The 25,373-nt window shown below is 44.6% G+C and carries 23 protein-coding genes and 1 riboswitch; of the genes, 17 read left to right on the top strand and 6 right to left on the bottom strand.

Annotated features, from left to right (window positions below; genetic code table 11):
• Positions 1-15: 15 nt before the first annotated feature.
• The gene (locus QNO02_RS17480) at positions 16-936 is read right to left on the bottom strand and encodes an ArsR/SmtB family transcription factor (protein ID WP_289389506.1); all 921 of its coding nucleotides are present in this window, start codon (positions 934-936) and stop codon (positions 16-18) included.
• A 391-nt stretch (positions 937-1,327) separates the two neighbouring features.
• On the opposite strand from QNO02_RS17480, the gene QNO02_RS17475 reads away from it, so the two are divergent.
• From QNO02_RS17475 to QNO02_RS17455, 5 genes are all read left to right on the top strand, one after another.
• Complete coding sequence (locus QNO02_RS17475) at positions 1,328-2,518, top strand: MFS transporter (RefSeq protein ID WP_289389505.1); 1,191 nt, start codon at positions 1,328-1,330, stop codon at positions 2,516-2,518.
• A gap of 83 nt (positions 2,519-2,601) precedes the next feature.
• On the top strand, positions 2,602-3,327 hold the full coding sequence (locus tag QNO02_RS17470) for a phosphonate ABC transporter ATP-binding protein (protein ID WP_036613671.1): 726 nt from the start codon (positions 2,602-2,604) through the stop codon (positions 3,325-3,327).
• Positions 3,328-3,349: 22 nt separating this feature from the next.
• Positions 3,350-4,669, top strand: a complete 1,320-nt coding sequence (locus tag QNO02_RS17465; protein ID WP_289389504.1) for a hypothetical protein — start codon at positions 3,350-3,352, stop codon at positions 4,667-4,669.
• On the top strand, positions 4,662-5,360 hold the full coding sequence (locus tag QNO02_RS17460; RefSeq protein WP_017688086.1) for a response regulator transcription factor: 699 nt from the start codon (positions 4,662-4,664) through the stop codon (positions 5,358-5,360). Before QNO02_RS17465 ends, QNO02_RS17460 begins: the two co-directional genes overlap by 8 nt.
• Positions 5,357-6,856: a sensor histidine kinase gene (locus QNO02_RS17455; protein WP_289389503.1), complete on the top strand. Its 1,500-nt coding sequence runs from the start codon at positions 5,357-5,359 to the stop codon at positions 6,854-6,856. The genes QNO02_RS17460 and QNO02_RS17455 overlap by 4 nt, the downstream gene beginning before the upstream one ends.
• Positions 6,857-6,971: 115 nt before the next feature.
• On the opposite strand, the gene QNO02_RS17450 is transcribed toward QNO02_RS17455, so the two are convergent.
• The gene (locus QNO02_RS17450) at positions 6,972-8,198 is read right to left on the bottom strand and encodes a glucose-1-phosphate adenylyltransferase (protein WP_289389502.1); all 1,227 of its coding nucleotides are present in this window, start codon (positions 8,196-8,198) and stop codon (positions 6,972-6,974) included.
• Between the two features lie 193 nt (positions 8,199-8,391).
• On the opposite strand from QNO02_RS17450, the gene glgB reads away from it, so the two are divergent.
• Positions 8,392-10,398, top strand: coding sequence for a 1,4-alpha-glucan branching protein GlgB (glgB, locus tag QNO02_RS17445; RefSeq protein WP_091029402.1), 2,007 nt, complete (start codon positions 8,392-8,394; stop codon positions 10,396-10,398).
• Positions 10,395-11,837: a glycogen synthase GlgA gene (glgA, locus tag QNO02_RS17440; protein ID WP_091029405.1), complete on the top strand. Its 1,443-nt coding sequence runs from the start codon at positions 10,395-10,397 to the stop codon at positions 11,835-11,837. Before glgB ends, glgA begins: the two co-directional genes overlap by 4 nt.
• 144 nt (positions 11,838-11,981) lie before the next feature.
• Here glgA and QNO02_RS17435 read toward each other — a convergent pair whose 3' ends face one another.
• Positions 11,982-13,748 (bottom strand): alpha-glycosidase, encoded by a 1,767-nt coding sequence (locus QNO02_RS17435; RefSeq protein WP_289389499.1) that lies wholly within the window; start codon positions 13,746-13,748, stop codon positions 11,982-11,984.
• Between the two features lie 419 nt (positions 13,749-14,167).
• Positions 14,168-15,343 carry a M20 family metallopeptidase gene (locus QNO02_RS17430; protein WP_091029410.1) on the bottom strand — a complete coding sequence of 392 codons (1,176 nt, stop codon included), beginning with the start codon at positions 15,341-15,343 and terminating at the stop codon, positions 14,168-14,170.
• Positions 15,344-15,526: 183 nt separating this feature from the next.
• Between QNO02_RS17430 and QNO02_RS17425 the strand changes: the two genes are divergently transcribed.
• The 3 genes from QNO02_RS17425 (at position 15,527) to QNO02_RS17415 (ending at position 18,788) form a co-directional block, all read left to right on the top strand.
• Complete coding sequence (locus QNO02_RS17425) at positions 15,527-16,990, top strand: ABC transporter substrate-binding protein/permease (RefSeq protein ID WP_289389498.1); 1,464 nt, start codon at positions 15,527-15,529, stop codon at positions 16,988-16,990.
• The gene (locus tag QNO02_RS17420) at positions 16,977-17,699 is read left to right on the top strand and encodes an amino acid ABC transporter ATP-binding protein (RefSeq protein ID WP_017688094.1); all 723 of its coding nucleotides are present in this window, start codon (positions 16,977-16,979) and stop codon (positions 17,697-17,699) included. The genes QNO02_RS17425 and QNO02_RS17420 overlap by 14 nt, the downstream gene beginning before the upstream one ends.
• Positions 17,700-17,917: 218 nt before the next feature.
• A riboswitch (cyclic di-AMP (ydaO/yuaA leader) is annotated at positions 17,918-18,114 on the top strand.
• Between the two features lie 2 nt (positions 18,115-18,116).
• A complete protein-coding gene (locus tag QNO02_RS17415) occupies positions 18,117-18,788 on the top strand; it encodes a 3D domain-containing protein (RefSeq protein WP_091029414.1) in 672 nt (223 codons plus the stop codon).
• A gap of 104 nt (positions 18,789-18,892) precedes the next feature.
• Here the strand turns inward: QNO02_RS17415 and QNO02_RS17410 are convergent, their stop codons facing one another.
• The gene (locus tag QNO02_RS17410; RefSeq protein ID WP_289389497.1) at positions 18,893-19,684 is read right to left on the bottom strand and encodes a polysaccharide deacetylase family protein; all 792 of its coding nucleotides are present in this window, start codon (positions 19,682-19,684) and stop codon (positions 18,893-18,895) included.
• A gap of 154 nt (positions 19,685-19,838) precedes the next feature.
• Between QNO02_RS17410 and lpdD the strand changes: the two genes are divergently transcribed.
• The 5 genes from lpdD to QNO02_RS17385 all read left to right on the top strand — a co-directional run bounded on the left by lpdD (position 19,839) and on the right by QNO02_RS17385 (position 22,740).
• Positions 19,839-20,180 (top strand): prenylated flavin chaperone LpdD, encoded by a 342-nt coding sequence (gene lpdD, locus QNO02_RS17405; RefSeq protein ID WP_133385176.1) that lies wholly within the window; start codon positions 19,839-19,841, stop codon positions 20,178-20,180.
• Positions 20,181-20,291: 111 nt separating this feature from the next.
• Positions 20,292-20,963, top strand: coding sequence for a PspA/IM30 family protein (locus QNO02_RS17400; RefSeq protein ID WP_289389495.1), 672 nt, complete (start codon positions 20,292-20,294; stop codon positions 20,961-20,963).
• A gap of 95 nt (positions 20,964-21,058) precedes the next feature.
• Positions 21,059-21,460 (top strand): DUF350 domain-containing protein, encoded by a 402-nt coding sequence (locus tag QNO02_RS17395; RefSeq protein ID WP_036613690.1) that lies wholly within the window; start codon positions 21,059-21,061, stop codon positions 21,458-21,460.
• Positions 21,461-21,483: 23 nt separating this feature from the next.
• Positions 21,484-21,990, top strand: coding sequence for a DUF4178 domain-containing protein (locus QNO02_RS17390; protein ID WP_076210134.1), 507 nt, complete (start codon positions 21,484-21,486; stop codon positions 21,988-21,990).
• 12 nt (positions 21,991-22,002) lie between these two features.
• A complete protein-coding gene (locus QNO02_RS17385) occupies positions 22,003-22,740 on the top strand; it encodes a DUF4247 domain-containing protein (RefSeq protein WP_091029419.1) in 738 nt (245 codons plus the stop codon).
• Positions 22,741-22,852: 112 nt separating this feature from the next.
• Here the strand turns inward: QNO02_RS17385 and hlpB are convergent, their stop codons facing one another.
• Positions 22,853-23,143: an HNH nuclease-like protein HlpB gene (hlpB, locus tag QNO02_RS17380; protein WP_091029422.1), complete on the bottom strand. Its 291-nt coding sequence runs from the start codon at positions 23,141-23,143 to the stop codon at positions 22,853-22,855.
• Positions 23,144-23,364: 221 nt separating this feature from the next.
• Between hlpB and QNO02_RS17375 the strand changes: the two genes are divergently transcribed.
• Complete coding sequence (locus tag QNO02_RS17375; protein ID WP_091034849.1) at positions 23,365-24,633, top strand: molybdopterin molybdotransferase MoeA; 1,269 nt, start codon at positions 23,365-23,367, stop codon at positions 24,631-24,633.
• Positions 24,634-24,640: 7 nt separating this feature from the next.
• Entirely contained in the window at positions 24,641-25,174 is a 534-nt protein-coding gene (gene mobB / locus QNO02_RS17370) for a molybdopterin-guanine dinucleotide biosynthesis protein B (protein WP_091029424.1), read from the top strand.
• The last annotated feature ends 199 nt before the right edge of the window (positions 25,175-25,373 follow it).

Here is a 25,373-nt window from a genome sequence, read left to right as displayed (position 1 = left end):
AATGGTTCAACTAAATTAAATGCGAATGTAGGATTCCAGGAACATATTCAATTCAGATACGCCATCCGGCCGAATACTGTATTTCTCTTTGCGGTTACTTCCGAGCAGATGGGTCCGTAGCAGACCTGCGATGCGTAGCGCCATAACCTGGTCTTTGACCGTGTCTTCGTCTTTACCCAATTCTTCACACATCTCAGCGAGGGATTTGGGTTCATCCGATACGTAACGAAGCAGGCGAAGTCTTTCGGGATCAGCCAATGCATGGGTAAAACGTAAAAGGCATGTTGGCGGCTGGTCTTCGTTCTCTTCAGGTGCATCTACGGGATACTGCATAATCATCATCCCCTCATAGAAGCAGTACATATTAATAGGGCGATTGTGTACCGTTGGAAACAGGATGACTTCGTTCAGTCCAGGCATCGGTTCAACAAGAACGCCCGCTGTAGCATATTCAATAAGCAGTTCTGGGCCCATTTTATCAAGCAAAATGCGTTTTTCTTCGGCATCTTCTTCCAGCCACACACGCTGATCTTCGCTCATATTCTGACAGTAGTGTTCATCCCATAGTCGCAATAATGGGACATAACTGTTCCGAATGCGCGTAGATTCTTCTATTGTAAGAGCGGGCAAAAGAGGAGACACACGTGCAAACAGGTCTTCCGCTGTCATTCCGGCAAGCATGTCCAGAAATTCACGATTTTCCTTCGTATCATTTTGATACGCAGCCCATGCAAACAGGACATCAAAATCATCAAAAGGCCAAGTGGCAGCAGGCGCGAGCGCAGCTCGTACATTGGAACTTAGTTTGCCTTCCACTTCCAGAATCCATTCAGGACCGATATCCAGATGCTGAATCCATTTTTTCGTAACATAAACCAGAAAGCTGTTGAGCATTTCATATATCGGTGAAACATCAATTTTCACATGATAAGCCATAATGTTGCAGAATCCTCCCGTCACATCTAAATGTACGCAGCGACTTAAGTACGATTAGTGCGTGTTCAAAAAGTCTGGTTTTCAGTACCAAGAAGATGGAATGAAGATAGAAATGGAGTAGCGGAGCGTAGGAAAACTACGTGAGCAACGGACATTTCGGCTGAATTTCATCTTCGAAGCTGATGATGCCACTAGGCATGATTCGTAATCAAAAGTGAACTTTTTGAACAACCTCTATTATGGCTTGTTTTGCAGGGCGTTGTCCACTATAATGTTCAAGTCCGGGGCAAAGCCCTGATTCAAGAATAGCAGTCTAAAACCATATGTATACCATACAAAAGTCGTCAGCGATGGCGATTTTTCTTTGTGTGCTCGCAGGAGGAATGAATTCGTGTCATCGATTACTCGCCCCAAACTATCACACTCGACAGCCAATTATCTGATTTTGATTACGGTTATTGTGGTAGCTGGAATTAGTCAGGGGCTTTTGCTGCCTGTGCTTTCGATTTTTTTGGAGCAAAAAGGGGTTTCACCAGGTTTAAACGGATTAAACGCTGCTGCATTGTACATTGGCTCTTTTGCCATGACTCTAGTTGCGGAACGACTATTAGGAGCACTCGGGTTCAAAAAACTGATTGTGGGTGGCCTGATATTGGTCATGGTCCCTTTAATACTATTTCCGTATTTACCAGATATTAAAATATGGTTCATATTGCGCCTGATCGTTGGAATAGGAGACAGCGCACTGCATTATGCGGCTCAGCTCTGGGTGCTTCTTGTTACGGCACCTGAGAAGCGTGGACGCTACATATCGTTATATGGCATGTCCTACGGTCTGGGATTCAGCATTGGTCCGCTGGGAATCAAGCTGCTTGGCTTCGGTGATGCTGTCCCGTTCTGGGTATTGTTCGTATGTATGGCAGCAGTACTTATACTGGTATTAATGAAGCTTCCGAATACGAAGCCGGAAAAAGCAGAGCATGGCCAGCTCCCTGAACGGCGCTTCCGTCGTAGTCTGGCATGGGCTTGGTACGCACTGCTACCTGCTCTTTTATACGGATATATGGAGGCCGGTATGAATAGTAACTTCCCCGTGTATGGCCTGCGTATTGGGTTCGACACCGATCAGATTTCGTCGTTGCTTCCCTTTATCGGGATTGGAGGTTTGTTCCTTCAATTGCCTCTGGGGATGTTGAGTGACCGATACGGGCGTAAAAAGATATTGATGTCTGCGGGCATCAGCGGGGGAATCATTTTCATGCTGGTTCCAGTCGCAGGTACGCATTTCTGGTGGACACTTGTATTGTTAACAATCGCCGGTGGCCTGGTCGGCTCCTTTTTCTCATTGGGCCTTGCCTATGCCGCAGATATTTTGCCTAAAGTGTTGCTGCCTGCAGCCAATGTTGTGGCATCCTTTCATTTCACGATTGGAAGTATTATTGGACCGAATCTGGGAGGTCAGATGATCAATTGGATTTCACCCGGAAGCATGTTCACCTTGCTCGGAATCATGTACCTTATTTTCGGCTTGGCAGGTATATTATTTCGTCGTAAACCTGAGTTCGAATCTGTGTTAAAATAGAAGCTGGTGTTCGCATGGAAATTGATGTCCATTTCCGAGTACACTAGTGGTAGGGAAAAACATGGACAAGAGGAGACATCGCGATGATCAGAGTAGAGAACTTGAGTAAATCCGTTGGCGTGGACCGCGTTCCCGTTCTACGGGATATTCGATTTGATATGCAACAAGGTGAGATGATAGCTGTAGTTGGTTCAAGTGGTAGCGGAAAAAGCATGCTGCTCAAATGTCTGGCTATGATGGAGAAATGGGATTCCGGTCGGTTTACGGTGGATGGCGCCGAGATTTTGAAAGAAGGCTGGTCCGGAAAACGGAAAATTAAACGGGAATGGGCTTACTTGGAACAGAATCCAGAATTATTTCCCAGACGTACGGCTCTTAAAAATGTATTAATCGGACGATCGGGTCAGACTCCCGTATGGAGAATGGTAACCGGTATGGTACGTTCCGATGATTATATGGGTGCTATGGATTATCTCGAAGGATTGGGATTACTTGATAAAGCACATCAAATAGCAGAGAAGCTCAGTGGTGGCGAGAAGCAGCGTGTTGCCATTGCAAGAGCACTTGCTCATGGTGCCAAAGTTGTTTTGGCCGATGAACCAGTGATTGGTCTTGACCCTCACACAGCAGATTCGGTGCTGGAAACGCTGCGCAAATTATGTGAAGAAGAACGTGCAACAGTCATTGCAGTACTGCCTATTGAACTTGCTGAGAAACATGCCACACGGATCTGGGGATTGGCAGAAGGCAAGATTGCTTTTGATATTCGTGGACGAAGACTGACACAGCAAGAAAAAAACCAGATTTAAACTATTGAAAAGAGTGATGAGATTGTTTAATTCACGGTGGGGACGCTTTGTAGCAGCAGGAACTATGGCAATTATGCTTGGTTCTGTTCTAAGCGGATGTACAGTCATAAGTGACCCCAAGGGTTTGATGAGAAAACCAATGATGTCCACCGATAAGGAGAAACTGTACAACGTGGTTCAGGTTAAACTGCCGCCAGAGAGTACATTGATTCGTCCCAAGGATATGAATAATACCAGCATGATTCGGGTGGAAGACCTGAACGGGGATGGAACTCGGGAAGCGATTGTTTTTTATGAGACACCAAATGAGAATGTGCGAATCCATGGCATGATTTTGGAAGAGCAGGGAGGCACATGGGTTAAAAAGCTTACATTTGATGTGCCGGGAAATGAGCTGCAATCCTTTAAAGTATTGGATATTACGAATGACGGAAATCCGGATATTATTCTTGGTGTAAGTCTGCAGGAGCAGAAGGCCCTGACTGCATATTCCTACAAGGGCGGGGCACTGGAGCAGGTCTTGGGTGGAGTTCCGTATAATCAATATATCATTGATGATGCGCAGGGGAATACGCTGGATTTGAGCGGAGATGGTAAAAGTGATTTTGTTATCATTTCGCTGAACAACAGCGGTTTTGCAACGATTGCGTTATACCAGTATGAAGATGGCAGCTTCAAGGAAGTTGATCGGGTGCAGACCGATTATACCGTTAAAGAAGTTTATAATGCTCTGGGCGGAGAGATCGCGGAAGGACAGATGGGCATTGTACTGGATGCCGAGCTGGATGATCGGAGTTCCTTCTCGCAAATTATGTATGTTAAAGATAACAAGTTAGTCAATGCTTTCAAATCACCGGATCAAACGTATAGAGATGACAAAATTTTAAGCGGTGATGTTGATAATGATGGTATTATTGAGTTTGGACTTAAAGAGACTCCGAAAGGCTGGGAGCATTACGTATTTGACTCTCGGTTGTGGTTCTACACCTATTATCAGTGGGATGGCAAAGACAGCAAGAAATTTGTCTCATTCCAATTCCGGGATGATGCTGATTTATTTCATCTAAATCTCAAACCAGAGTGGTACGGTAAGATCACTATTGACACCAAATCGGAAAAGGAAAAATATATTCGATTTAAAATGATTGATACGGACGAAACCGTGGCAGAGATCAAATATTTCACCCTTTCCAAGTGGGAACAGGAGAAGGGTAAAAGCTGGAAGGAAATTACGCGTACCAAAGATCGGGTTATTGCTTCACGAGTAGCACAATCAGAGGCGGGTAAAGATGCACTGAGCAATACTTCCCAGCTGAATAGAAAGGGAGAACTTAATGAGTAAAGTACTTATTCTTGAGGATGAAGAATCCATCCGCAGTTTTATAGTAATTAATTTAAAGAGAAACGGATTCGAAGTGCTTGAAGCGGGTGACGGTCATGAAGCGCTTCGCATACTGCAAACGGTACCGGATATTGATCTGGCTCTGCTGGATGTCATGGTACCTGGTATTGATGGATTCGAGGTGTGTCGACGGATCCGTGAGACCAATGAACGCTTGGGTATCATCTTTTTAACCGCAAAAGTGCAGGAACAGGACAAAGTGTATGCACTTTCCGTTGGTGCAGATGATCATGTAAGCAAGCCTTTCAGCCCTACAGAGTTGATTGCACGTATTCAGTCTTTATTACGCCGTGTGAACGTGCATCGGGAAACCGCGGCAAAGGTTACGTTCCAGTCTGGTCCATTTTCACTGGATCTGATCTCGAAGCAATTCAAGAAACAGAATGAAGCCATTGAATTGACTCCAACGGAGTTTTCCTTGATTCAGTTTTTCCTGGAAAAAGAAAATACACCGCTCAGCCGCGATGTGTTGTTAGATCATGTATGGGGAAAAGAGTACATGGGTGATCCCAAAATTGTGGATGTCAACATTCGTCGTCTGCGTCAAAAAATTGAGAACAATCCTTCCGAGCCCGAATACCTGCAGACAGTATGGGGTCACGGGTACAAATGGAAGGGCCGGGAGCAATGATTAAAAAAGGCATTACTCGGCAGATCGTACTACATTATTTCTTTGTAGTTTTTCTCGCTCTGCTGTTGGTCGAATTCGTATTTATGTTGGCAGTTCAAAGGTATTATTATGAAAGTATCTACAATACGATTAGTACCCACATTTCTAATTCAAAGGACTTTTTCGAGCCGATCGCTCGTGAGAATACTACGGAGGATGGCAATAATCTGTCCAGATTGATTGTGAATTTGGCCTTATCCAACACTGAATTGGAAATTTTGGATCTGAACGGGCGCGTATTGGCGAGTTCAACTGCTTTTGAATCCGACCGTGCTGTGCTGCAAACCAGTGATATTATGCAGGCTCTGAATGGGGATATGGGACGCTGGATTGGAAGACAACCAGGTACTGGAGAATCCGTCATGGCCGTTTCACACAAGTTTGATCTGGGCGGCGAAAATACTTATGTTATTCGTTATCTGACTTCACTCGAAGATGTAAATTCAAAGCTGTTGAATATGGGACTACTCGCCGCTGCGGTCGGTGTTGGCGTGCTTGCTATAGTGTTAATCATCAGCATTGGTATGGCAAATTCCATTGTACGTCCAATTAACAACATCACCGCAGTATCTGCCCAAATGGCCAGAGGACGGCTGGATGTCAGGGTTAAGGGGAATTATAAGCACGAACTGGGTGAATTGGCATCAACACTTAACTTCATGGCACATGAGATTGTGCGCAGTAATCAGATCAAAGATGATTTTATCTCTTCGATCTCACATGAGTTAAGAACACCTCTGACCAGCATTAAGGGCTGGAGCGAGACACTGGACTCAGGTGGTTATGATCCGGAAGAAACCCGTATCGGGATGGGCATCATTTCTAAGGAGACCGAACGACTGATTGGACTTGTTGAAGAGATGCTGGATTTCTCCAAATTGCAGCAGAATCAGATGAAGCTGGTCAAAGGAACGGTCAACATTCGTGAAATTGTACAGGAAACGATGTTGAATGTCTGGGCCAAAGCGGAACAAAAACAGGTCCATCTCAAGTTGGAAACGGACGAAACTCGTGCTTATAATGTCCATGGAGACGGCAACAGATTGAAACAAGTCTTCTTAAACATTGTTGATAATGCGATCAAATTTTCACATGAGAATTCCTGGATCTTCTTGTCTGTCAAAGAGGAGAATGGTCAGATCATTGCAGCAGTTCAGGACACCGGTATCGGAATTAGTGAAGAACACCTAATCAAAGTACGGGACCGTTTCTTCCAGGTAAATCATCAAAATGGGGGAACCGGATTGGGTCTTGCGATTACGCAAGAACTGGTAGAACTGCACGAGGGGACGATCACGATGCAGAGTGAACTTGGATCTGGTACAACCGTTACGGTTACATTACCGGCTGTGTCTGAGGAGATGGGTACAGAAGAATCTGAAACCGCGTCTGGTGATGCTGAATTCACAGATGAGCGAACAGCAAGCGATACAAAATCGGATATAGAAAAGTCTTAAGATTTTAAAAGATAAGAGACTTTTCTACCTGACGATCGAGCATGTACGCTTTATAACATCCATATCAACACAAAAAAAAGGTGAGCCATCCAAGGCTCACCTTTTTTGCGTATTATTATGAAGAAAGTTCACCAGTGCGCAGGCGCCCACTTTTTTCATATACTTCTTTCAACATACGAACAGGTTGCGTACGGACAGCCGGTTTGGCAGAGATGATCTCGTTAGGTCCAACGACCACAATTTCATCCGCCGTACCTTTAACGATTGCACCGTCCTTGATTATTGCACCTTCACCAATGATGGCGCGTTCGATGTGAACCCCACGGCCTATGCGTGCGTTAGGCATAACGACACTGTCTTTAACCTCAGAGCCTTTACCTACTTCTGCACCGCAGAAGATAACGGAACGTTCTGAACGACCTTCGATTGCACAAGAGTCGTGAATCATGGAAGTAACATGTTCGATCTTTGTATGTCTTGCTTTGTAAGCACTTGGCTTGGAGCGCCAGTCGCGAGTAAACATCGGCCAGTTTTCTTTTTGCAGACTCCAGTCTTCCTCGTTGTGTAACAGATCCATATGTGCATCCCAAAGGCTCTTAACCGTACCTACGTCTTTCCAATAACCATTAAAGTTATAGACAAAGAGGGGATTATTTTCGTTCAACATTTGAGGAATAACATCTTTACCGAAGTCATGGCTGGATTCAGGGTTAGCGGCATCTTCCAAGAGATGGCGTTTCAGATAATCCCATTTGAACATGTAGATGCCCATTGAAGCCAGATTACTTTTTGGTTCAGCCGGTTTCTCGGCAAACTCGGTTACACGCAAATCCGCATCAGCAGCCATAATCCCAAAGCGATGTGCTTCATCCCATGGAACTTCCATAACTGAAATCGTTGCTGCGGCGTTATTAGCCTGATGAGCCTCCAACATATCACGATAATTCATATGATAAATATGGTCACCCGACAAAATTAGAACATTTTCGGGGTTTTGTTGGTCAATATAGTCGATATTTTTATAAATAGCATCCGCCGTTCCCAAGTATTCGTCATTTCCTGTATGATAAGATGGAAGCAAGGAGATTCCTGCCTCATTTGAGTTGCCATGTCCCCATGGTTCTCCTCCACCGATATGATCGTGTAACGATTCCGCTTGGTACTGCGTCAATACTCCTACAGTATCGATCCCTGAGTTTACGCAGTTACTGAGAGGAAAATCGATGATCCGGTAGTGCCCGCCAAACGGTACAGCGGGTTTTGCGATACTTGAGGTTAAAGGGGCTAATCGCTTCCCTTCTCCTCCCGCCAACAGCATAGCGATGCAATCTTTATTAAACATAATCGTTTCCCTCCCAAAATATTGTGCATTGTAGTACATCATTAACGCAAAGTAGAGCAAATGAAACGATTGTTACTGTAAAAATTCTGAAAATGTACAACATTTTCTAATTCACCGCATTTTTCTTTTCAACTTGGCTAGAATGGGGTAATGGTTACTGTTATATCTATTTTCTTGAGAAGAAGGTGATCTCTTGGCCATTCAACCGTTAGCACACCCGGATATATTGCCGGAGCATATTTATTTATTTCATGAAGGTAACCTTCATCACAGTTATCGAATGTTGGGCGCGCAGCCTGAGACTTGCGATGGCCTTCAGGGGTATCGCTTTACCGTGTGGGCACCAAATGCCGTAGAAGTGGGACTGGCTCTGGACCGCAATGAATGGAAAGGCGAAAAGGAACCTTTATATAAGATACCCGAATCAGGATTTTGGAGTCGTTTTTTTCCGGAAATCAGCGAAGGAACTTTATACAAGTTCCGTATATTAACGGAAGATGGAACAGAATTGCTCAAAGCGGACCCATATGCGTTTCAAGCAGAGGTTCGACCACAGACAGCCTCTGTCACCAGTTCAATCGAAGGGTACAAATGGAATGATGGAGCCTGGAGACGCAAACAACGTGCCATGTATAACAAACCTCTACATATTTACGAAATGCACATGGGAACCTGGAAGCGCAAAGAAGACGGAAGCCTCTATAGTTATCGCGAGATGGCTGATTTGCTTGTTCCTTACTTATTAGAAATGAAATATACACATGTTGAAATGATGCCCCTTAGTGAGCACCCATATGACCTTTCGTGGGGCTACCAAAACACAGGGTTTTATGCGCCTACCAGTCGTTATGGGCATCCAAAAGATCTGATGTATCTAGTGGATACACTACATCAGGCTGGGATTGGCGTATTGCTGGATTGGGTTCCTGCACATTTTGCCAAAGACGCTCATGGGTTGCGTATGTTTGATGGTACGCCTTTGTATGAGTATGCAGATCCGATGTTAGCAGAGAAGCCGGGTTGGGGTACACTCAGCTTTGACTACTCGAAACCTGAGATTCGTTCATTTCTGATCTCCAATGCATTATATTGGATGGAGATGTATCATTTTGACGGACTCCGTGTTGATGCGGTTACGAGTATGCTTCGGCTTGATTTTGAGAAGCAGCCAGGACAATATCGTACCAATGATGAAGGCGGTCTTGAGAACAAGGAAGCTGTAGCCTTTTTGCAGCAGCTGAATGAAACGGTGTTCAAGTATTTCCCTTATGCATTGATGATGGCTGAAGAATCTAGTGCATGGCCAATGGTGACTTTACCTGTAGATGAAGGTGGTCTGGGTTTCAACTACAAATGGAACATGGGCTGGATGAACGATACGCTTGATTACATGGAATCTGATTTTCATGAGCGTCCTTCCAAACATCATTTGCTGACTTTCCCGGTCGTATACTCCTTTGCTGAAAATTATGTGCTACCTCTGTCACATGACGAGGTTGTTCATGGCAAAAAGTCGCTCCTCGACAAGATGCCAGGAACCTATGAGCAGAAATTTGCCGGCATGCGTGCTTTTCTGGGCTATTTTATGACTTTCCCAGGGAAAAAGCTGTTGTTTATGGGTGGAGAATTTGGCCAGTTCATCGAATGGAAAGATGAGGATCAACTGGACTGGTTCTTGCTGGATTATGACAGTCACCGCAATTTGCATAAGTTTGAGCGTGAGCTGTCTAACCTGTACTTGAGTGAAAAAGCTTTGTGGGAGCTTGATCATTCCTTGGACGGTTATGAATGGATCACTCCGGATGATCAGGACCAGAGTGTCATCTCATACGTACGCAAAGGAAAAAAACCTGCGGATACACTCCTTGTGCTCATTAACTTTCAGCCGGTCAAGCGGGAGCGTTACCGGATTGGTGTCATGCGTCCCGGTATGTATACCGAAGTACTGAACAGTGACCATTCCGTTTACGGCGGTTCAGGCATTACTAATGATATGCAACTGCCTACCGAAAAGATTCCTTTTCATGGGCATCCGCATAGTCTTGAATTGGTATTGCCTCCGCTGAGCATCGTGATTCTAAAAAAGAATACGCGTCGGAAAACGGATGAATCACCTGCGAGTATCACTTCCGTCAGTTCAAAAACGAAGAATAAAAATGAAAGCAACACGCTCAAACCGAAGAGGAGGACAAAGGCATGAATATTCTTTTTGCTGCTGCTGAAGTACATCCATTTATCAAAACAGGAGGCCTTGCTGACGTAATCGGTGCTCTCCCGTTTGCATTGAAGAAGAGCGGGGCAGATGTGCGGGTGATTATGCCTAAGTACAAGGGGATTCCCGATGAGTATAAAGACGCGTTACAGCCCGTAATTACAACGGATGTGCCTCTTGGCTGGCGCAGACCCTATTGTGGAATAGAAATGCTGGTTCATGATGGGATTCCAGTATATTTTGTGGATAATGAGTATTATTTTGGGCGTGATGGAGTGTACGGTTATATGGATGATGGCGAGCGTTTCGCCTTCTTCAACCGTGCAGTGCTCGAAGTGTTGCCACAGATTGAGTTCAAGCCTGACGTGCTGCACAGTCATGACTGGCATGCAGGAATGATTCCTTTGGTGCTTGAAGCCCATTACAGACATGATTCATTCTACAGTGATATTCGTACGGTATTCACCATACATAACTTGTTGTACCAAGGGGTATTCCCGCATGAGTTATTCAGTGAAATCCTTGAGTTGGACGATCGATATTTCACCGTGGATGGAGCCGAATATTACGGTAATGTCAATTTCTTGAAAGCAGGAATTGTGTATGCTGACCATGTGACAACCGTAAGCCCAACATACGCACAGGAAGTGCAAACGTCTTATTATGGATATGGCCTCGACGGACTGCTCAGTTCACTTGGAGATCGTTTCAGCGGGATTGTGAACGGGATTGATACCAAGAGTTACAACCCGGCAACGGACACCAAAATTCCAGTGAAATACAGAACAAGTCTGTCCAAGAAAACGGAGAACAAAATTGAGCTGCAAAAGGAACTTGGACTTCCTGTTCGTCCTGATGTACCACTTATGGTGATGGTGACAAGACTCGTGGACTCTAAGGGGCTTGATCTCGTCTGCCGTATCCTGGATGAATTGCTGTACTATGATGACATTCAATTTGCGGTACTGGGAACAGGAGAGCCTATGTATGAACACTGGTTCCGTGAAGCCGCGAATCGTTATCCGCTCAAAATGTCTGCCCAGATCACGTTTAACGATGGGTTATCCCGACGTTTCTATGCTGGCAGTGATATCTTCCTGATGCCATCGAGGTTCGAACCATGTGGTATTAGTCAGCTACTGGCTCTGCGGTACGGTAGTGTGCCTCTCGTAAGGGAAACAGGCGGTCTGAACGATACTGTGCATGCATACAATGAGTTTACTGGAGAAGGGAATGGCTTCTCATTCACGAGTTTTAATGCACATGACATGATGAATACCATTCGGCGTGCTGAGGAGATCTACAAACAGCCAGAACACTGGAAGAAAATTGTGAAAAATGCAATGGGCGGAGAATACAGCTGGAATGTCTCAGCTGAAGAATATATGGATATTTATCGTCGGATCACACTTGATCCAGTAAACTGATGCAATCCTGAATGAGTCACAGCATTTCTGCTGTGACTTTTTTTATCAAATAAACAAAACACTTCCAAAGTTCAGAATGAAGTATCATCTGTGACGGTGGAAGTGTTTTTCTTTTCTTTTATATGACTGTTCAGAATTTAAACCTCAGTAGTGTGGAATAGTTGCCGGATCAAGCTGTCTGTACAAAATGCGGTACCCATAGGGGTCAAGCTTAATATTCATCATTCCATCGGTTGGAAACACAGGCTCTTCAGTTAATGCATCCTTCCAGTCTTTAGTTTCCATAGGATGAGAAAGCGTTTGATCTTGAGGTGTATTGTTCATCCATACGGTAAAATGAAGGTTGTCATCCACACGCTCGTACACGATACAGGGATCATTGTGATCAGCCTTGAGAAATCGGAAGCGTCCTTTGCGCAGGGCTTCATTGCTTTTGCGTAAATCGATCATCAGACGATAGAAATCATACAATTCTCTGTCTTGCTTGGCCGGGTCCCATTCCATACATTTTCGACAATCCGGGTCAGCATCACCACTAATTCCCACCTCATCGCCGTAGAAGATACAAGGTGTACCGATATAGGTGAAAAGAAATACAACAGACAATTTTAAACGGCGTTTGTCTTCTCCTAACCGGGTTAGCAGTCGTGGGGTATCGTGGCTGCAGAGCATATTAAAGATCACTTCGTTGGTCTGTTGCGGATAGCGCATAATCAGTGAACCCATCTCGTTGGCAAAATGATAACCATCCATTGAACCACAGAAGAACTGAAGCACTTTGTCAGCAAATGGATAATTCATGACCGAATCAAATTGATCTCCCATAAGCCAGGTCAAGGAGTCGCTCCATACTTCACCAACAATATAGGCTTCAGGATTCGCCGCTTTAACAACCTTGCGAAAATCACGCCAGAAATGGTTGTCCACCTCATTTGCTACATCCAGACGCCAGCCATCCAACTTGATTTCCTTAATCCAGTACTCTGCTACATCAAGTAGATATGCCTTAACCTCAGGGTTGGCTGTATTGAACTTGGGCATGTTGCCGTAGAACCCAAACGTATCGTAGGTTGGTATACCATCCTTGATTTGAACCGGATATTCATTGATGTGGAACCAATCGGCATACTTAGAGTTTTTTCCATTCTGGAGAACGTCTTGAAAAGGAGGGAAGTCTTCGCTGCAATGGTTAAACACCGCGTCAAGCATGACACGTATACCCAGGCGATGACATTCTTCTGTCAATTGTTTGAGCAGGGCATTATCACCGAAATGGGGGTCGACTTTTTTATAGTCAATCGTGTCGTATTTGTGGTAGGAATTGGCCTGGAATAACGGGGTAAAGTAAATGGCGTTCACGCCAAGTTCAGTTAGGTCATACAGATGATCCAGCACACCTTGCAGATCTCCACCAAAATAATTGTCCAACTCAGGTTTGCCACCCCAGTCATGCGTTTCTTTTGGATTCAGCTTGGGATCTCCATTAGCAAACCGTTCAGTCATGATCTGATAAAAGACGGCTTCTTTGGCCCACTCGGGCACCTTAAACACATCAATTTCATGTATATACGAGAACTCATAATATCCTCCAGTTGGATAGGGGGTCTCATAATGAATTCCATTATCCGCTAGAAAAACATCTTCTGAACCGGCAGTTATCCGAAATATATAGGTGAGACGTTTGAATTGTGGCTTGACGGCAGCCTCCCAATAATCAAACATGTTATCCGAAGCAGACTTCTCCAATTGAATTTCCTTGTACGTTCCATTCCAATCGTACTTATCTCCGGTCAGTGCAGTCACGTATTGCACATCATTACGTTTGGTTCGTACGCGCAGATGTATGGTAGACGAATTATAGGCATAAGCCCACTTGTCACGAGGAACATGATACATGGCTTCGAGCAGCATGACAGCACCTCCTGAATATAGGATAAGTTATAGAGGTTGTTCAAAAGCCCGCTTCTGATTACAAGTGATGCCTATCGGCATCATTGGCATCGAATATGGAATTCAGCCGAAATGTCCGTTGCTCACGTAGTTTTGCCTACGCTCCGCTACTCCATTTCTAGCTTCATCCCATCTTCTCGGTACTGAAAACCGCTCTTTTGAACACGCACTTATAGTTATAATTAACCAAGTTAGCCAGCAAATGAATCACATTTACTGTAATAAAATGTATTATTTTCATCATTTTCAAAGGTTTCTTTCACAGCATCTCCAGCTTCTTGCTGAATATACTTACAGCTAAATCAAGAAAAGGGTGCCTTGAACAAGCTTGGATTTCAAGTTTGTTCAAGGCACCCTATATAACATGTTGAAAGTGAATCTTAGCGAATAGATTGCTCGAACTCTGTACGGATGGTTCGAAGCAGCTCTGGCTGGCTCAGTACGTCATAGGCTGTTGTAGCAAGTGCCTTGGCTCCCAGAATCATGCCATCCAGCGCGCGCTCCTGAAGTGCAAGGTCACGGAAGGCTATGGAGTGCAGGGTATGAACCTCATCCACAACACGGATGTACGGATGGATTGCAGGACATTTCAAGGAAACATTACCGATGTCCATGGAGCCATGATCATTACCACTTACAATCTCTTCTTGCGGGATGCCGAGTTCCATGAGATTTTGACTAAACGCAGCTGAGAATGCTTCATTGGTAACCATCTCGTCATAGGACGTTTCATAGTTGGATGTCACCAGCTTGCAACCTGTCTGGAGAGCAGATCCTTCAGCAATCTGAATTACACGTTCTGTGAGGATATTCAGTTCTTTGCGAGTTGCTGCCCGTACATAAAACTGCGCAGAAGCATAGTCAGGAATGATATTTGCTGCCTGACCTCCGTTGTTGATCACACCATGAATCCGAACGGTGCTTTTCACTTGTTGCCGGAATGCATTGATTCCGTTGAACGTTTGAATGACGGCATCAAGAGCATTAATACCTTCGTGCGGACTTGCAGCAGCATGTGAAGATCGGCCATGGAATTCAAATTGCACAGCGTCAATCGCCAGCGAGCTGCCTGACTTTTCGTAGGCATAATACGGATGCGCCATAAGGGCAACATCACAGTCATCGAACAAGCCTGCTTCCGCCATCGGAACTTTGGCACCACGTGTCTCTTCTGCGGGTGTACCAAATACTTTAATCGTTCCACCTACTTCGTCCAGAATGGATTTCAGCCCAACAGCAGCTCCAAGACTCATCATACAGATCAGATGGTGACCACAAGCGTGACCGATCTCCGGCAAGGCGTCATATTCACACAATAACGCAATGGTAGGGCCGGGTTTGGCGGCTGAATAGGTTCCGATAAAGGCTGTCTCCAGTCCAAGGATTGGAGCCTCTACAGTGAAACCGTGATAGACCAGTTCTTCTTTTAGACGAGCAGAAGCAAGGAACTCTTCATTTCCCAGTTCGGGATTGGCACCGATATATGATGAAATGGCTTTAAAACGGGAAGCATATTGATCAATAACCGTCAGTATCTGTGATTTGTTAGATGTCATTAGTAAACTCCTTATGCAAAAATGAAAATAATTCATTGATTATATCATGTTTGCTTCAATTTTTCAGAAACAAGTCAAGATTTGTAATGTCAAAATGCATTGCATAATCATGCATTGTACTTTATAATGACTCAGTCATCAACATGAGAAGCATACAAAGTATTGTAAGGGGAGAGAACAAGGTTGAAATTAATAAGTCGTTACACCATGATGCTGTTGACCTTTGTTATTCTGCTGACGACTGCCGTTCCTGTGGCATTTGCAAGTGGAACTACAGATAATTCAAGCAGTAAAAAGCTGGTGCTCGGTACTAGTGCCGATTTTGCACCATATGAATTCCATAAAGTGATTAATGGCAAAGATGAAATCGTCGGCTTCGATATTGAGATCGCCAAAGAGATTGCCAAAGATCTTGGCGCTGAGCTCGTGATTGAGGATATGGGCTTTGACGGTCTTCTGCCTTCATTGCAAAGCGGGCGTGTTGATCTGGTGATTTCAGGTATGACGCCGACGGATGAGCGGAAGAAAAGTATCGATTTTTCCAACACCTATTATAAATCAAAACAAGTGATTATGGTTCGCAATGTGGATAAAGACAAATATCCAACTATGGCAGAACTTGAAAATGCGAAGATTGGCGTCCAGAAAGGCTCCATTCAGGAAACGATCGGACAGAGTATTCCAGGAGCGAAGCTTACTGCGCTGGATAAAATCTCGGATATTGTGCTTCAACTGCAAACAAAACGCATTGACGCGGCAATCGTTGAAGATACCGTTGCTGCAGGTTATCTGGACGATATCATTGGACTTGCTGCTGCTGTTCCGGACGAAGAGCAAGCAGAAGCCGCAATCGGGATTCGTAAAGGTAATACCGAGCTGCTAGCTGCAGTAAATGGAACACTGGAGCGATTGAAAAGTGAAGATAAAATCAATCAGATGGTGACGGACGCCAGCCTCTTGATGGCGGATAAAGCGAACAAATCACAAAATATTTTCCAAGTATTCTGGGAGTACAAAAGTTTCTATGCTACAGGAGTAGGATACACACTTCTGTTGTCCGCACTGGGTGTTATTTTCGGGGTAATTATCGGATTAATCATCTGTTTGTTCCGTTTGCATGACGCTGCAATCTTGCGCTGGATCGGTACTGCTTACGTTGAAGTGATTCGTGGCACACCGATGCTGGTACAATTAATGATTATTTACTATGGTTTTTCCCTGAGCTTTGGCATTAACTTTACTGCACTTCAGGCAGGTATCATTACACTTTCAATCAATAGTGGTGCATATCTGGCGGAGATTTTCCGTGCAGGTATCCAAGGTGTGGATCGTGGTCAGTTGGAGGCAGCGCGTTCCCTCGGAATGGGCAGAGGTGCAGCAATGCGTTACATTATATTGCCACAAGCCTTCAAAGCTGTATTACCAGCGATCGGTAATGAATTTATAACTATCATCAAAGAATCCTCCATTATCTCAGTTATCGGTATGGTGGATATTATGTATCAGGCAAGTGTAGTCAAAAACATTACGTATCAAGGCTTGAGTCCATTTTTGATTGCAGCAGCCATCTACTTTGTAATGACGTTCATTTTGTCCAAGCTGCTGGGACGACTGGAAAGGAAGTTGAGTGCAAGTGATAGACGTTAGACAATTACACAAATCTTATGGAAATAACGATGTGCTTAAAGGCATTAACGTGACAATTGGCAAAGGTGAGGTTGTCGTAGTCATCGGCCCTTCCGGTTCAGGTAAAAGTACTTTCTTACGTTGTCTGAATCTGTTGGAACAGCCTACCTCGGGTGAGATTGATTTTGAAGGCGTGTCAATCACTGATCCGAAGCACAACATTAATGCAACTCGGGAAAAAATGGGCATGGTGTTCCAGCATTTCAACCTGTTCCCACACAAAACGGTACAGCAAAACATCACGATTGCTCCAATTAAAGTGAAGAAACAATCCACTCAGGAAGCGGAGAAAATTGCTGCTGATCTGCTTAACACCGTGGGCTTGTACGATAAAAAAGATACATTCCCGAATCAGCTGTCTGGTGGACAGAAGCAGCGGATCGCCATTGCTAGAGCATTGGCCATGCAGCCGCATGTGATGCTGTTTGACGAGCCTACTTCGGCACTGGACCCCGAGATGGTCGGTGAAGTGTTGGATGTCATGAAACGTCTTGCAGAAGGCGGGATGACGATGGTCATCGTAACACATGAGATGGGTTTTGCACGTGAAGTGGGAGACCGGATCCTGTTCATGGATGGCGGGGTTATTGTAGAAGAGGGAACACCTGATGAGGTGTTTGGAGCACCAAAAAATTCACGTACACGTGATTTTCTTGCGAAAGTACTCTAAACGAAGTGATCAAATAGCGTTACTGACTTCGAGTCGGTAACGCTATTTTTTATGGATAATAATCACGTATGAATTCGAAAAAGTAACTATTCTGTTACCAAATGTAAAGTATCGGATCTCCCAACTTTTCTAAAGTATCCAGTATTCTTAATTATGCTTACATGCTAAAAAACCATTTGGTAAGAATTACTACAAGTTCAGGTTACAAAATTGTGATATATTGAACTCTGCCGAAACTTCCGGACAGGGAGTGCGGGGGATGTAACGATGCAGATTGTGCAGGGGGAAGATCTACAGCACACTGCTTGGGGTGAATTAGGGGTACATAACGTTTTAAATGTAATGAAGAACCTATAGGGTGGGCTCCTCATCCGAATCCGACAACTAACTTCGCAGGCACAATGAGGGAGGAAGACCATGATTAACAAGAAACGTATAGCCAAAACAGCAGTAGCATTATTGACAACAGCAATGCTCATTCAAGCCGTTCCGGCTCACGCCGATTCAGTTCATGTGGCCAAAGAAGGGGATACCTTCTACACCTTATCAAAACAATATGGAGTAGCAATGAACACGTTGGTTAAAGCAAATAACGACATTTCACCTTACAATATTTATGGTGGTTTGAAAATTACGATTCCCGGTAAGGCAAACAATGTAGCTGCCGCGGCGACGGAGAGCAAGACCCAAGCCAAAACGGTTACTACAGCAAGCTTGGACGTTAACGCAGATAACAAAGTGGTTCAAGCCTGGGGTAAAACATTTGATTACAGCAAAGCTGTGAACGTGAAAGCAACGGCATACTCTGCAGATCCGTCTGAAAATGGAGGATGGGGTGCAGTCGATTATTTCGGAAATGACCTTGAACTGGGTACGATTGCAGTTGATCCAAGTGTAATTCCACTCGGAACCAAAGTACTGGTAACTGGTCACAGCCATCCAGGATTGCCAAAACAGGCTTTTGTAGCCACAGCGCGTGATGTGGGCGGTGCAATCAAGGGTCACCGGATTGATATCTTTATCCCGGGTAGCAAACAGTCCGTAAGCACATTTGGTTTCCAGGATATCGAGCTGTACATTCTTAAGTAGAAAGTAAATTACATCTAACGAATTCAAACAGGGTGTCTGCCAGTCGCTAATTTGCGATTGAACAGCACCCTTTTAATATTGCATTATTTGCTATCACGGTCATCTTAATCTTTGGCCTTTGGCAATCCCAACATCTCGTCCAAGGTGACCAGTTCATATCCCCGGTTACGCAGTTCTTCAATTATTTCAGGCAATGCCTCAATCGTACCGTTCAGGTTAGATCCCACACCGCCTCCTGCATGTTGCAAAACGATGGAGCCAGGTTTCACGGCAGATAGGATGTTATCCTTCACCTCTTCCTTGGAGAGGCCTTTCCAGTCCAGTGAGTCAACGTTCCAGTTTACAATGCTATAGTGTTGTCTAGCAGCCCATTGCAGCTGTTCTTCATTAATGTCTCCATAAGGCGGCCGAATTATCTTGGGCGTATATCCCGCCAAATGTCGAATAATATCCCCGGTATGTAAAATTTGTTTGCGAAAGGCATTCATCGACAGCTTACTGAATTCAGGATGATTGTAGCTGTGATTACCAACCATATGCCCTTCCTTAACGATGCGTTTCACCAGATCCGGATGTTTCTCAGCACGACTACCCACGATGAAGAATGTAGCTCTGACATTGTATTTCTTCAATACATCCAGCACTTGTGGAGTAAACCGTGGATCAGGTACATCATCAAAAGTCAGTGCAACCTTCTTTGTTGAAGGACCATTGGTTTTGAACGTATCGGCATATTTTTGACGTAACTGTCCCAATGTCAGTTGTTCTTCTTCCGCAGAATCCGAACCTGATACTGATTCACTTGGCGGGCTTGAAACATCCCGCGATGAAACTGGAGCATGATATCCTCCGAGAAAAATAACGATAACCATCAGCATAATGAGGCGTACGCGCATAATAACGGCCTCCTTTTCCAAAATGACGTTCTTCTTGGTATGCCCGGGGGTTTCATAAAATATGCGTAGTGTGAGAAGTTTCATTGCGGATTTAGCTTATGACAGCCATAATTCCTCCATATATAACATATAGAAAAGGATAGGTGGATAGGATATGAGTACATATGATTTGAAATCCATACGTTTACAGGTGATTGAAGCAGGAGAGGATAAGGTTTTTCTCGTTACCGGAGGAAAGGCGCATATTGGCGCCGTAGCCACGTTCTACGTGGATCATGAGCGCGTCAGCGGGACGACGGTACATATTCCTGGGCATAAGGAACAAGAGCTGTGTGAGCGGCTTGCCCGAAAGGCTGCCCTGCAGCTGAAAGTAACCGTTACGGTGATCATGGGTATTCATTTTGATTCCATCACGCGGATGCAGATCGACGAAATCGTGCAGACTGCAGAGAGGTTGATGGAGGATCATTTGAACAAAGATAAACGAACTTCCTGACATAAGAGCCATCGAATGTTTTGATTTTATTTGCTAAAATTGAAACGAGTTGTAGATTGTTACGTATGTATGTTTATATACGATGTAATATCGACTAGGAGGAATAACATAATGTCCATTTTCAAACGTTTGCGTGATCTAACCATGTCTAACATCAACTCCATTATTGACAAGGCGGAAGATCCAATCAAGATGACAGACCAATATATCCGTGACATGCAAGAGGATCTGGAAGATGCGGAGAAAGCAGTAGCTCAACAGATCGCCATTGAGAAGAAATTCAAGCAGTTATTCGAAGAGCAGGAAGCTCTTGTGAAGAAACGTGAAGAGCAGGCGCATACGGCGGCACGTGCTCAGAATCTGGATTTGGCTCGACGTGCTCTGGAAGAGAAAAAGGCTGCTGAAGAGAAGATGGCTGAGTACAAAACCAGCTATGACCAAAACAAGGCTTCTGCAGATAACCTGCGTGGCAAGCTCGACGAGATGCGTAAGCAACTGACTCAAATGAAGAACAAACGCGAAACACTGGTAGCCCGCTACAATGCAGCAAAAGCCCAAACGGAAATCAACAAAGCGTTGAATGGGTTTGGTTCTGATACTGCAAGTGCTGGTATGAAGCGTATGGAAGAGAAAATGATGCAGATGGAAGCACAGGCGGAAGCAAGTAACGAAATGTCTTCCAAAGGCAAGTCTTTGGATGAAGAGTTCGAGCAGTTGGGTAAAGATCAGGCTGTTGAAGACGAACTCGCAGCATTGATGAAACAGTACGATAATAAGAACTAATACCTTGGTTGTCAGCAGGGTTAACCAGCGGAGGAGAAGAGTATTTCTCCTTCGCTTTTAAATGCGGTTCATGTTGATATGTGGGGGCTGTGTAAATGGATTTGAATATTTTGGCGATGCTGGTCTGGACCGGATCTGGTTCGGTTTTGCTGTTTGTCTTGATGTATGTAGATTCACTGTTTACGAAATATAAGGATTTTGCTGAAGTTAAGGCGGGCAATATGGCCGTTACTACACGAATGGTTATGAAGTTATTTGCACAAGGATATGTACTCGCTACGTCCATTTCTACGGCTGGTCATCTTGGAGAAGCATTGTTGGTCTCCGTTGTATCCTTTATCATTTTGTTGATTCTGGAGAGTGTTGTACACTTTATGATTCGCAAGTGGGCCAATCTGGATCTGGATACGGGAATTCAGCAAGGGAAGACAGGATACGGGTTGTTCTCTGGCGCTTTACATATCGTGGGCGCACTGATTATTGCAGCTTGTTTATAAGATAAGGAACAGGAGTAATTCTCATGAGTGTATGGAAACGAATTAAAGGAATACTAACAAAACCTGAACCACCGCAGGCAGAGAAAACGATGCTTCAGCTTGCACCTGGTGATATCTGTGAGGTTTCTCTGGTCACTTATGAAGTCGTTGGTCGGGTACAAAATCGCGCTAGAAATGCAGTTGTGCTCACGCTGCAGGATGGTACCGCATTTCGATATTTGCATATCGAAGAACGGGAACTCACACGTTACGCTCTATATACACCAATTGATGGCAGGCTTGATGCACCTGATGAGGTGCCCACATTGCTGGACCTGGATGGACGCGCATTTCATCTGGAGGAAGAGTATGGAGGCATGGTATCAACGGCAGGTAGAACTCCATATGGCCAGGCTGGAGAACAATTGGTATGGCAGTATCAGTCGGATGATAATATGCTTCTTCGGGTGGAGTGGCAAGACAGAAGATTTACACTGTATGAGGGTGAGTCCATTCTTCCTGCGGATATCAAAGTAATTCGTTCGAGCTAGGAGAGGTTCCCAATGAAAAAACGCTTGGCACATGGATTAAAATTAATGCTGGTCCTCAGCCTTGTGATGTCTCTGTTGTCCGCGTGCGGAGCACCTTCTGTTCAGGACACATATCCGCTTGAATCGGTTAACGGCAGTGGTAACTCAACGTCCTATGTGTACCGGGCTTCAGACCGTACCGTTCCGGAAGTTGCTCAGGAATTGTCTGACCAAAGGCAACCGGATCAGATCTCGGCAGAGAACACAGAGCGTATGTTCCTCGTGTATCAGGACGAGTATTATCACCTGCAACAAGACCCGAATAAGCCGGAGGATACCTTAGTAGAGGTGGACTCCAAGGAATATGTTCGGCAGAACTACGATTCATCTTTTTTACAAGGTTACCTCACCGCTACATTAATTGGTAATCTGTTCGATTCTTTTGGCGGGCGAGGGTATGGCAACTATCGGGGATATACCAATAAAGATACGTATAAACCGAGTGCAGGATCTTATCGTGCACCAACAAGTAATGACAAGAAGCTTGCTCCACCTATTACTGTTGATCGGAAAGGTACGATTACAAGGCGCGGAAGCGATAAAGATTCAAGCGTGGGATCTGGCGGAGGATTATTCAACCGCAACAAGGATCAGAGCAAGGGAACCATTGATCGTAACAAGAGCAGTGGCGGGTTGTTTGATTCACCTAAGAAATCCTACAAAAAACCAAAAACCAGAGTGGGCGGCGGCCGAATTAAGAGGCGAAGATAATAAACATCTAATCATAAGGATGGCTGCCAATCGCATAGTTCATTTAAGAACAGTGACAAGGGAAGGCGGATTCACCTCGCCGGCACATGACCTTGGAGCTGTTCTTTTTCGTTTACGATTTGCGAACATGATTTGACTTGCGTACACGGGGAATCGTTGAAGCAGGCTGTTTGCGAATCCAGCGGATAAATGGAATCATTCGTTCATCCTGTCTCAGGGATTGCAGATCCGTGAGACCAAGGGTTACAATGTCGCGATTAGTGTATAGCGAATGAATCTGTTTGTGACAGGGGATGCACAGGTTGGCTGTTGGCAGAAATGTTCCTCCCATTTCTTTCGGTGTCAGATGATGAACGGTCGTGTTTACAGGTTCTCTGCCGCATAATTCACATCGTTTACTCATGATCATCGCCTCCCTTTGTCAATTATATTATGGGCAGACAAGTTGCCTTTCATGTTGAATATAGGTCAAGGAATGTTACACCTGTATGAAATAAGATTTTGTCACAGTATTCAATACGTGATGTACTTGTTATCTTACAGTATTCGGGCTACACTTTCTTAAAAGATGAATGTCTCTAGGAGGTAAGAATACTTTTGAAACTGAACTCACATTCACATGATATGACAACTGCCAAATTCAATCGTACAGCTGTACAGGTGCCGGATGCCCAAGCCAAAATCGCTGCAAGAGTTACTTTAGGCTCCATAGAGAAAGTTCACCTTGAATCTGCTCATGGCCGTACACTTGCAGAGACTATTCAAGCACCTCATCCGTATCCATTCTTCCGGAGATCGGGTATGGATGGATTCGCAATTATAAGTACAGATACCATAGATGCATCGAGTGATCATCAAGTTTGGTTTCGAGTCATTGATGAAATTCCTTGCGGGTACACCTCGGACCACAACATTGTTTCAGGTACGACGGCTCGAATAATGACCGGTGCACAGGTTCCAGAAGGTGCAGATGCGGTAGTCATGATGGAGATGACCGAGAGCAAGGTAGAGAACGGAGAACAATGGATTGCATTGAAACGGCACATATTGTCGGGTGCTAACATCACCCCAATCGGATTGGAAGTCCAAGAGGGACAGCAACTGCTCGAAGCAGGAACGATCATCAGGGCAGGAGAGCAGTCCGTGTTAGCTACTTTTGGCATAGCAGAAGTTCCCGTATTTCAACGTCCAAAGGTGGCGATATTCGCAACCGGCACGGAATTGCTTGATGTAGATGAGCCATTGCAACCAGGTCGGATTCGAAACAGCAATAGTTACATGCTGCGCTCTCTGGTTGTTGAAGCAGGAGGAGAGCCTGTGATGTATGGTTCCATTGCAGACGATGTGAATACGGCAAGGGCCAAACTGGAAGAAGCCATTCAAGATAATGATATCGTGGTGACCACAGGTGGTGTATCTGTCGGGGATTATGATATTATGGGCGAACTTGTGCTGGAAGAACATGTGGAGATGTTGTTTAACAAAGTGACGATGCGACCAGGCAGTGTGACCACAGCTGCTGTATATAAAGATAAATTGCTATTTGCACTTTCCGGTAACCCTGGGGCTTGTTTTGTGGGCTTTAGTTTGTTTGTTCGTCCAACCATTCGTTCCATGCAGGCGGATGCTCATCCTTATTTGGAAGAATGGACTGCGATCTTGGAAGAAGAGTACACCAAAGTGAACAATTTTACACGATTCGTTCGTGGACGCACAGAGATCCGCAACGGCATGGTGTACGCGATACCGGCTGCCGCCCGTGTAGATGAATCCAGCGTGATGATCACCATTAAGGACAGTGATTGCCTGATTGTTGTTCCACCTGAGAAAAAAGGTATTCCTGCGGGTGAGCAGGTACGTATTATTAAACTTCCCACAGGTCATGTGAGGTAGTTGATAGATGACTACAATGAGTGATACAAAACCACATATCATACAGATTGTTGGATACAAAAACACGGGCAAGACAACCCTGACAGCCGCGCTGATCAGGCACTTTTCTTCCTTGAGACTTAAGGTAGCTGCGATTAAGCATGATGGACATGACCATTTTGAGATGGATCAAGAAGGAACGGATTCGTATCAATTTGGAGAGGCTGGGGCCTCGGCGGTGGTTGTCATGTCAGAGAAACGTACTGCGATTATGGAGCGACAGGCAACCAAGTTGGAGGATATGTTAAGTCATCTGTCCGGTTATGATTGGATTGTCATTGAAGGATTCAAGGATGCTTCTTATCCCAAATTCGTGATGGTTCGAGAAGAGGAAGATCTGACCTTGGTTGATCAGCTTAAAGGGGTAGTTGGTATGATCTCATGGTTACCTTCAGAGCAGTTTATAGAGCGGAGCACCGTAAGCAGAGATATAACATGGTACTCGGTTCATGAAACGGAGGATATAGCCAAAGCGTTGTTACAGATGGTTGAGAGCAAGTGAAGACAGAATGGTGAATTCGAATCGTGGAAACGTCAAGAAGTGGGATATTATGGTGGCTTCACATGATTGAATGTACAGAGAGCGTGATTGATTCTTTTTTAAATATAACGTAATATTTATTATGTGAACTATAATTATTTCTACTTATGCTCTTCTTCTTGAATGATGCAAAAAAACAAAAAAGCAGCAGACCTTTCTC

This window comes from Paenibacillus sp. PK1-4R, from assembly GCF_030369595.1.
GTDB lineage: Bacteria > Bacillota > Bacilli > Paenibacillales > Paenibacillaceae > Paenibacillus.
Note: the sequence above shows the minus strand (reverse complement) of the source record. Positions and strands in the feature narration are given on the sequence as shown.